The organism is Halorubrum kocurii JCM 14978 (assembly GCF_000337355.1).
Classification (GTDB): Archaea; Halobacteriota; Halobacteria; order Halobacteriales; family Haloferacaceae; genus Halorubrum; species Halorubrum kocurii.
This window is the reverse complement of sequence record NZ_AOJH01000075.1, coordinates 1-7,894: the sequence shown is the minus strand read 5'-3', so window position 1 is coordinate 7,894 and position 7,894 is coordinate 1. Positions and strand designations below refer to the sequence as shown.

General features: G+C 70.8%; 13 protein-coding genes and 1 pseudogene. 4 read left to right on the top strand and 10 right to left on the bottom strand.

Annotated elements, in window-relative coordinates; genetic code table 11:
• The 3 genes and pseudogenes from C468_RS11860 to C468_RS11850 form a co-directional block, all read right to left on the bottom strand.
• Positions 1-301 (bottom strand): annotated as a pseudogene (locus tag C468_RS11860) (heavy metal translocating P-type ATPase); the annotation flags it as partial.
• A 1-nt stretch (position 302) separates the two neighbouring features.
• Positions 303-1,130, bottom strand: a complete 828-nt coding sequence (locus tag C468_RS11855) for a sulfite exporter TauE/SafE family protein (protein WP_008849134.1) — start codon at positions 1,128-1,130, stop codon at positions 303-305.
• Positions 1,131-1,301: 171 nt separating this feature from the next.
• Positions 1,302-1,727 carry a plastocyanin/azurin family copper-binding protein gene (locus C468_RS11850; RefSeq protein ID WP_049912200.1) on the bottom strand — a complete coding sequence of 142 codons (426 nt, stop codon included), beginning with the start codon at positions 1,725-1,727 and terminating at the stop codon, positions 1,302-1,304.
• Positions 1,728-1,934: 207 nt separating this feature from the next.
• Here C468_RS11850 and C468_RS11845 point away from each other — a divergent pair, with 207 nt between their 5' ends.
• The 4 genes from C468_RS11845 (at position 1,935) to C468_RS11830 (ending at position 5,316) form a co-directional block, all read left to right on the top strand.
• Entirely contained in the window at positions 1,935-2,732 is a 798-nt protein-coding gene (locus C468_RS11845; RefSeq protein ID WP_049912201.1) for a bacteriorhodopsin, read from the top strand.
• A 111-nt stretch (positions 2,733-2,843) separates the two neighbouring features.
• The gene (gene pth2 / locus C468_RS11840) at positions 2,844-3,182 is read left to right on the top strand and encodes a peptidyl-tRNA hydrolase Pth2 (RefSeq protein ID WP_008849131.1); all 339 of its coding nucleotides are present in this window, start codon (positions 2,844-2,846) and stop codon (positions 3,180-3,182) included.
• The gene (truD, locus tag C468_RS11835; RefSeq protein ID WP_008849130.1) at positions 3,183-4,640 is read left to right on the top strand and encodes a tRNA pseudouridine(13) synthase TruD; all 1,458 of its coding nucleotides are present in this window, start codon (positions 3,183-3,185) and stop codon (positions 4,638-4,640) included.
• A 121-nt stretch (positions 4,641-4,761) separates the two neighbouring features.
• A complete protein-coding gene (locus tag C468_RS11830) occupies positions 4,762-5,316 on the top strand; it encodes a GMP synthase subunit A (protein WP_008849129.1) in 555 nt (184 codons plus the stop codon).
• Between the two features lie 19 nt (positions 5,317-5,335).
• On the opposite strand, the gene C468_RS11825 is transcribed toward C468_RS11830, so the two are convergent.
• From C468_RS11825 to C468_RS11795, 7 genes are all read right to left on the bottom strand, one after another.
• Positions 5,336-5,761, bottom strand: a complete 426-nt coding sequence (locus C468_RS11825; protein ID WP_008849128.1) for a universal stress protein — start codon at positions 5,759-5,761, stop codon at positions 5,336-5,338.
• 24 nt (positions 5,762-5,785) lie between these two features.
• Positions 5,786-5,983 (bottom strand): HVO_0649 family zinc finger protein, encoded by a 198-nt coding sequence (locus C468_RS11820; protein ID WP_008849127.1) that lies wholly within the window; start codon positions 5,981-5,983, stop codon positions 5,786-5,788.
• 237 nt (positions 5,984-6,220) lie between these two features.
• Positions 6,221-6,475 (bottom strand): DUF3194 domain-containing protein, encoded by a 255-nt coding sequence (locus C468_RS11815; RefSeq protein WP_008849126.1) that lies wholly within the window; start codon positions 6,473-6,475, stop codon positions 6,221-6,223.
• Positions 6,476-6,481: 6 nt separating this feature from the next.
• Positions 6,482-6,865, bottom strand: a complete 384-nt coding sequence (locus tag C468_RS11810; RefSeq protein WP_008849125.1) for a prefoldin subunit beta — start codon at positions 6,863-6,865, stop codon at positions 6,482-6,484.
• Positions 6,866-6,979: 114 nt separating this feature from the next.
• The gene (locus C468_RS11805; protein WP_008849124.1) at positions 6,980-7,264 is read right to left on the bottom strand and encodes a KEOPS complex subunit Pcc1; all 285 of its coding nucleotides are present in this window, start codon (positions 7,262-7,264) and stop codon (positions 6,980-6,982) included.
• A 28-nt stretch (positions 7,265-7,292) separates the two neighbouring features.
• A complete protein-coding gene (locus C468_RS11800) occupies positions 7,293-7,427 on the bottom strand; it encodes a DNA-directed RNA polymerase subunit P (protein ID WP_008849123.1) in 135 nt (44 codons plus the stop codon).
• Between the two features lie 4 nt (positions 7,428-7,431).
• Positions 7,432-7,698, bottom strand: a complete 267-nt coding sequence (locus C468_RS11795; RefSeq protein ID WP_008849122.1) for a hypothetical protein — start codon at positions 7,696-7,698, stop codon at positions 7,432-7,434.
• Positions 7,699-7,894 lie beyond the last annotated feature (196 nt).

Here is a 7,894-nt window from a genome sequence, read left to right as displayed (position 1 = left end):
CCCCGGGTTTTCCCCCCGCCGTCATCTCTAAGAACGACTCGCAGGTGGCGCAGTGCATCCCGTCGACCTCGAGGAACGTCGCCTCGTGGTCGGCGGGGACCGCGGTGTCGTCGCCCGCGTCTCCGGCTCCGTCCCCGCCCTCCCGGCGCCGCTCGCGCACCGCCTCGGCGTCGACGTCGACGTCGCCGAGCGCCTCGTACACGTCCCGGCAGCCGGTACAGCAGAACTCGTTGCCGCCGCCGTCGGTCACGTCGACGCCCTCGGTCGGGAGCTCACAGAGGGTGCAGTCGGGCGCGCTCATCTCACATTCCCCCCATCATCCCGGCGTCGAGCGGGTTCCAGAACGGGAGCCGCGGGTGCGGCACGTGGATCCCGACGGACATCAGCCCGTGCGCGAACAGGACGTAACCGAGCGCGACGAAGGCGACGCCGAGCAGCCGGTGGACCCGACGCCGGTGGGCCGCGTCGATCCCCTCGATGACGGTGCCGTAGAGGAAGACGGCGGGCATCGTGCCGACGCCGAGCGCGCCGAGCGCCAGCGCCCCGCTGACGGGGGAGCCGCTGGCGAACGCGTAGAGATAAGCCGGGTAGAGGATCGGGCAGGGGAGCAGGCCGTGGACGGCGCCGAGGCCGACGATCCCGGGGCCGTTGGCGAGCCGGTCGACGTGACCGGTGAGCCAGCCGGTGACGCGGTCGAGCCCGGGGAGGTGGACCCCGCCGGTCGCGCCGCCGAGGGCGTATCGGACACCGACGAGGATCACGGCCGCACCGACGCCGAGCCCGACGACGCCGCGGACCGCCTCCGCCGCGCCGGTCAGCGTCGCGGTCGTGACGAGGACGGCCCCGCCGAGCGCGCCGAGCGCCGCGCCGATGGTCGCGTAGCTCGCGGTTCGGCCGAGGTTGAACAGCGCGTGCTGGCGGACCTCATACGTCGTTAGGTGGCTCTCGCGACGCCCGCCGGTCGCGCCGGCGGTGGGCGATCCGCCGTCGGCGCGCTCGCCGCCCTCGCGCATCCGGCCGGCGTACACCGTGACGAGGGGACCGCACATCCCGATGCAGTGAGCCCCGCCGAGCAGACCGATGGCGAGGAACAGCAGGACGTCGGTCCCGAAAAGCGTCGAGAGGTCCATGAGTCGAGTCACCTGCGGTTGGGGGCGCTCGCGCTAATGGGTTTCGTCGGGCGCGATCCGCGTCGACCGGCTCGGCGCGCTCCCGAATCAGTTCGGCGCGCTCCCGAATCAGTTCGGCGCGCTCCCGCATCGGTTCGGCGCGCCCGCAGCCCGGATCGATGCCCTCGCACGTCACTCCTCCACGAACACGGTCGCGTACATCCCGCCCGTCTCGTGCGGGATACAGACGTAGTCGTAGCGGCCGGGGACCGAGAACGTGTGCGCGAAGCGGTCGCCGCTCTCCAAGGCGCCGCCGAAGTCGTCCTGCCACGCGTCGCGGGCGCTCCGCTCGTCGTCGAAGCCGCCGGAGGCGAAGTAGTCCGCCCCCTCCGGGATCCCGCCCTCGTAGGCCGTGACGGTGTGCGTCCGCGCGCTCGTGTTCTCCCAGACGACGGTGTCGCCGACCGAGACGGTCAGCTCCGCCGGTCGGTACCCGTCAGCGACCATTCCCACGTCGTAGTCGGGCTCGCCGCCGACGCCCGCACAGCCGGCGAGGGCGGTCGTCGCCGCCACGCCCCCGGCCACGCCCGCTCCTCGGAGGAACCGTCTGCGGTGCATACCTCACCTCGGGGCCTCACGCGTTTGAATACCGCGGTTCACCTCACCGCGCGAGAACGGGTCGCCGCCGCGCCATCGAGCGGTCGGGGGCCTCGACCCATACCTGTCAGGTCCTGTCGTTTAACCGAAATAGGACGAACGTGTTGCTGTAGTATGTTAGAGACAGCCGCAGCCGACTTACTCATGCAGGGTATCGTCCCGCTCGAAATGACCCAGACCGAGGTGTTCCAAGCGATCCAAGACAACGGGCTCTTGGCCTCGTCGCTCTGGATAAACATCGCCCTCGCGGGCCTGTCGATCCTCCTGTTCGTGTACATGGGGCGGAACATCGAGGACCCGCGGGCGCAGTTGATCTTCGTCGCCACGCTGATGGTACCGCTGGTGTCGATCTCCAGCTACACCGGTCTCGTGTCCGGGCTCACGGTGAGCTTCCTCGAGATGCCGGCAGGGCACGCGTTGGCCGGGCAGGAGGTGCTCACGCCGTGGGGTCGGTATCTGACGTGGGCGCTGTCGACGCCGATGATCCTCATCGCGCTCGGCCTGCTCGCCGGCACGAACATGACGAAGCTGTTCACGGCCGTCACGGCCGACATCGGGATGTGCGTCACCGGTCTCGCCGCCGCGCTGACCACGTCCTCCTACATGCTGCGCTGGGTCTGGTACGTCATCAGCTGCGCGTTCTTCGTCGTCGTCCTGTACATCCTGCTCGCGGAGTGGGCACAGGACGCCGAGATCGCCGGCACCGCCGAGATCTTCAACACGCTGAAGATCCTCACCGTCGTCCTCTGGCTCGGCTACCCGATCTTCTGGGCGCTCGGCGCCGAGGGGATCGCGGTGCTCGACGTCGCCATCACCTCGTGGGCCTACAGCGGGATGGACATCATCGCGAAGTACCTCTTCGCGTTCCTCCTGCTCCGCTGGGTCGCCGACAACGAGAGCGTCGTCTCCGGCATGGCGTCCGGCCTCGGCTCCGCCTCCGGCGGCGCAGCTCCGGCCGACGACTGAGTCGAACGACCGCCGCGCGGTCCGAACCCGTTTTCACACGTTTTCAGCCCCCCTAGTCTCCGCTCCGGTCGAGAGCAAAGCGCTAAACCCGCGGCGGCGGTGGTACGGGACATGAAACAGGCCATCGTCGCCCGCACCGACATCGGGATGGGCGAGGGGAAGCTCGCCGCGCAGGTCGCGCACGCGTCGCTGTCGGCGTACCAGGACGCGGGGCGGCGCGTCCGCAAGAAGTGGCAGGGCGAGGGGCAGAAGAAGGTCGTTCTGAAAGGCAACTCCGAGAGCCAGCTGTTCGAGTTGGCCGACAAGGCGGACAGGGAGGGGATCCCGTACGCGATCGTCCGCGACGCCGGCCACACCCAGCTCGAGCCGGGGACCGTCACCGCGCTCGCCGTGGGGCCCGCCCGCGACGACACCGTCGACCGGGTGACCGGCGACCTCTCGCTGTACTAGATGGCGCCGTCAGCTCCCCTCCGCGAGGCGCACCCGGCTGAGCGCGCCGCGGCCATCGACTACTACGTCAGCGGCGCCGACGGGATCGGCGGCCGGCTCCGCGAATCGCCCGAGGACTTCCGCGTCCGCGAGCTGGAGGCGTTCGAGCCGGAGCCGCTCGGCGCGGACACCGGGAGCTACCCCGAACTCGTCGTCCGCGTCACCCTCCGCGACTGGGACACGAACGACTTCGCGCGTCGGGTCTCCGACGCCCTCGGGATCAGCCGCGAGCGCGTCTCGTGGGCGGGGACGAAGGACAAACGGGCCGTCACCACCCAGCTGTTCACGCTCCGCGGAGTCGATCCCGACGACCTCCCCGAGATCCGCGGCGCCGAGATCGAACCCCTCGGTCGCGCCGGCCGCGGGCTCTCGTTCGGCGACCTCGCGGGCAACGCCTTCGAGATCCGGGTCGCCGGCGCGGTCGACGAGGCCCCCGAGCGCGTCGCCGACGTGGTGAGCGACCTGCGGGCGTTCGCCGGCGGGGGAGACGATGCGAGCGACGGCGGCGACGAAGCGACCGACGACGCGACCGTCGGCGTCCCCAACTACTTCGGCCAGCAGCGGTTCGGGAGCCGGCGGCCCGTCACCCACCGCGTCGGGCTCGCGGTCGTCCGCGACGACTTCCGCGAGGCGGTGCGGCTGTACGCCGGCAACCCCTCGGAGACGGAGCCGGACGACACCCGGGCCGCGCGCGACCGGGTGGACGCCGCGTTCGGCGCCACGGGAGAGTCCGACCCCGCCGCCGACGGCACCGGCGACGGCGACTGGGACGCCTGCCTCGACGCGATCCCGGGCAAGCTCCGATTCGAGCGCTCGATGGTCCACCGCCTCGCCGAGCGGGACGTGTCCCCCGACGCGCCGCCGGACCACGAGGACTGGCGGCACGCGCTGGAGGCGGTCCCCTCGAACCTTCAGCGGCTGTTCGTCAACGCCGCGCAGTCGTCCCTCTTCAACAAGGTGCTGAGCGAGCGCCTGCGTCGCGGGCTCCCGTTCGACCGTCCGGTCGCCGGCGACGTGGCCTGTTTCGCCGACGCCGACGCACCCGACGAGCTGTACGCGCCCGACACGGACCGGCTCCAGCGGGTCGACGAGGACCGGGTGTCCGTCGTCACCCGCCACTGCGAGCGCGGGCGCGCGTTCGTCACCGCGCCGCTCGTCGGCACGGAGACCGACCTCGGCGGCGGCGAGCCCGGCGAGATCGAGCGCGAGGTCCTCGCCGACGCCGGGATCGAACCCGGCGACTTCGCGCTCCCCGGGGAGTTCGACTCGTCGGGCACCCGGCGGGCGATCCTCCTCCGGAGCGACCTCGACGTGACGTTCGAGGCCGGCGACCCGCGGTTCGCGTTCGCGCTCCCGAGCGGGTCGTACGCGACGGTGCTGCTCCGGGAGTTCACGAAGAGCGGTCCGCTCGACCTGTGAGCGGCGCTCGGCGCGAATTGATCCGCGTTCGTGCATTATCGTACGGGTTTAGCGGACGAAAACACCACGATACTGCGCTCCGTTCCGAGCCGTTTTTGTGCTGGAGCCGCCAATCGGCGCCATGACCCGGATCGTCGTCATCGACCTCCACGGCCAGTTCACCCACCTCGAACGGCGGGCGCTCCGCGACGTGGGCGTCGACACCGAGATCGTCTCGGCGGACACGCCCCCCGCCGAGCTCGACGCCGACGGCATCGTCCTCTCGGGCGGCCCCGACATGGACCGCGTCGGCAACGCGCCCGACTACCTCGACCTGGACGTTCCCGTCCTCGGCATCTGCCTCGGGATGCAGCTGATCGCGGTCGAGCGCGGCGGCGCGGTCGGCGGCGGCGACTACGGCGGCTACGCCGACGTCGACGTGGAGATCGTCGACGAAGACGACCCGCTGGTCGGCTCGCTGGCGCCCGAGACGCGCGTCTGGGCCTCCCACGCGGACGAGGTGACGGAGGTCCCCGAGGGGTTCGTCCGGACCGCGACCTCCGACGTCTGCGACGTGGAGGCGATGTCTGACCCCGACGCGGGGCTGTACGGCGTCCAGTGGCACCCCGAGGTCGCCCATACCGAGCGCGGCGAGGAAGTGTTCGAGAACTTCGTCGCGATCTGCGAGTCGGCGTAGGGCCCTACGCTCTCGTTTCTCACTCGTCGAGCCGCGCGGTCAACACCGGCGCCTCGCTGTGTCGAACGACCCGCTCAGCCACCGATCCGGCCGCGAGGAACCGGCCGACCCCGGTCCGGCCGTGCGTCCCCATCACGATCAGGTCCGCGTCGTAGTCGTCGGCCGCGTCGAGGATCGCCTCGTGCGGGCGGCCGCGGCGGAGGTGGTTCTCCACCGGCACCCTGCGCTCCGCGCCGGCGGCGGCAACGGCGTCGAGCGCGCGCTCGCCGCGCTCCTCCTCGCGCTCGACGACCACGTCCCAGCCGTCGGCGCCCGCGATGGTCTCGTCCACCACGAACAGCGCGTGGAGGCGCGCGTCAGCCAGGTCGGCGAGGTAACACGCGTGTTCCACGGCCGCGGCGCTCCCGGGGCTCCCGTCGGTCGGACAGAGGATCTCGTCGTACATCGCGGCGGGGCCTCCGGTATCGACTCAGAGCCGGTACCGCCGGACGTGCTCCGTCCCGCAGCTCGGGCACTCCCGACGGTACTCGACGGTCGCGCCCGTCGTCACCGCCTCCCACGTCCCGTCCTCCTCGACGAACCCGCACTCCTCGCAGGCGTGGGGCCGACCGTCGAGCCGCGCACGGAGCCGGTCGAACGCCGACGTGCCGCCGTAGCTTGATGACATGTGCTAACAGTACACAACAACACGATTAATAATTATCGATCAGCGAGGTGTCGGTCTCAAGCGGCGCCAGCGCCGCGCCCGCCGCGCGCGGTGTTCGCGGGAGGTGTCGGTCGCTAGCGGTCGTGGCAGTCGCTAGCGGTCGTGGCAGTCGCTGACGATCGCTGACAGTCGCGGCAGTCACCGACCATTGCCGATCGGCGTCGTCGCGTAGCGGAGCAAAAAGGACCGGACCCGCGTTTACGCCGCGAACAGCTCGTCGACCGCCTCGCCGGCGGTTTCGGCCGCCTCGCGGGCGACGACGTCGGGGTCGGGGTCGTCGGGGGCGTTCAGGTAGACGTCGACGTCGAGGACGCCCTCCTCGAACGTGACCGTCACGTCCAGATCGGTCACTGCCGACTGGTCGTAGTGGGCGAACACGACGCCCTCGGCCGCCTCCGCGGCGGTGCGGACGACTTCTTCGTCGGTCGGTTCGTCGGTCGATTCGCTCGGCATCGGCGCTTACGCGCCGCCCGCGCCCGGACCGCCCGGACCCATCGGGCCGCCGCCGGCGCCGCCCTGGAGCATCTGCTGGAGCTCGCCCTGCAGGTCGTCGAACTGCTCCTGAACGCGCTCCTCCTGCTTCTCGAGCTGCTCGGCGCGCACTTCGAGGGAGTCGACCTTGTTCTCGAGGTCGTCGTAGGCGGACTCGTAGTCGGTCTCGACGAGAACCTCGCCGATCTCGCGGTACATTCCGGCGTCCTCGTCGACGTCCTCGAGGGCGTCGAGCGCCGTCTTGGACTCGTTGAGCGCGGACTTCGCCTGCTCCTTCTGCTCGGCGACCTGCTGTGCGGTCTCCTGCAGCTCCTGAAGCTCCTCGATCTTCTCCTGTGCCTCGGGCGGCATGTTCCCTTGCATGGGCGGAACGAGGCGGTCCGGACGGAAAAACCCCCGACTTCTCCGACGACGGCCGATTCCCGGGATACGGCCCCGGAGCGTCGGGGTATCGGCGTGTTGGTGCTACTTCCGACCGCGCCCAGCGGCGACGCGCTCGGCGACCTCGACGAGCCGCGACCAACTGTTGATCCCGGCGCGGAGGGCGACGAGGTCGTCGGCGACGACCCGGACCCGGACCGCGTCGCCGTCGCGGGAGACGGTCGCGGCGGACCGGGCGTCGTCGATCTCGCCGACTTCGGGCTCGAGCGCGCCGCCGACGAGACGTGCGCGTCGCTCGGACGGGTAGCGAAACGAGAGGACCGTCTCGTGCGCGCGGTCGGCGGTCGCGGCGACGGGGTCGGAAGTCACGGGGACGAGTCGGGGTCGAAACGGGGGATTACTCGACGTTGACTTCCTTCACGTCGGCGCCGCGCTCCTTCAGGAGGACGCGGTGGCCGCAGTACGGGCAGCGCACGCCGCCGTACTCGTCGAGGGTGACGTCGCGCTTACAGCGGGAGCACTTGTAACTCATCGCCTTATTCCTCGTCGGCGAGCGCGGCGCGGATGGAGCGGCGGACGGTGCGACCGCCGGGCGTCTCGGGGCGGTACGCGCCGCCGGTGAACGTCTCGCCGGTCTCCTCGTTAACCCAGATGCCTGTTCCAACGCGCTTGACGTCGTCGCCGTCGACGGTGGCGTTCTGCATCTCCTCTTCGATGTCCTGGACCCGCTTGCGGGAGACCCGGCCGTAGCGAGCGCCGAATCGGCCCGCGCTGCCGGTGCTTCGTGCCTTGTCCTCAGCCATAGTGACTCCGTCTACCGCCAGCGCGGGTAAAAAGGCTACGAGTCGGGTGCGTCGGCGGGGACGACAAACTGGCCGAATTCGAGGTGCGGAGTTCACGCAGTTTCGGCGGCAGTTATTAAAAAAACAGATGAGGCCGTGGCGCGTGCCAGTGAGCGGCCGGAGGCCGCGAGCCGACCGCGCGAGGGAGGCGGCGGGG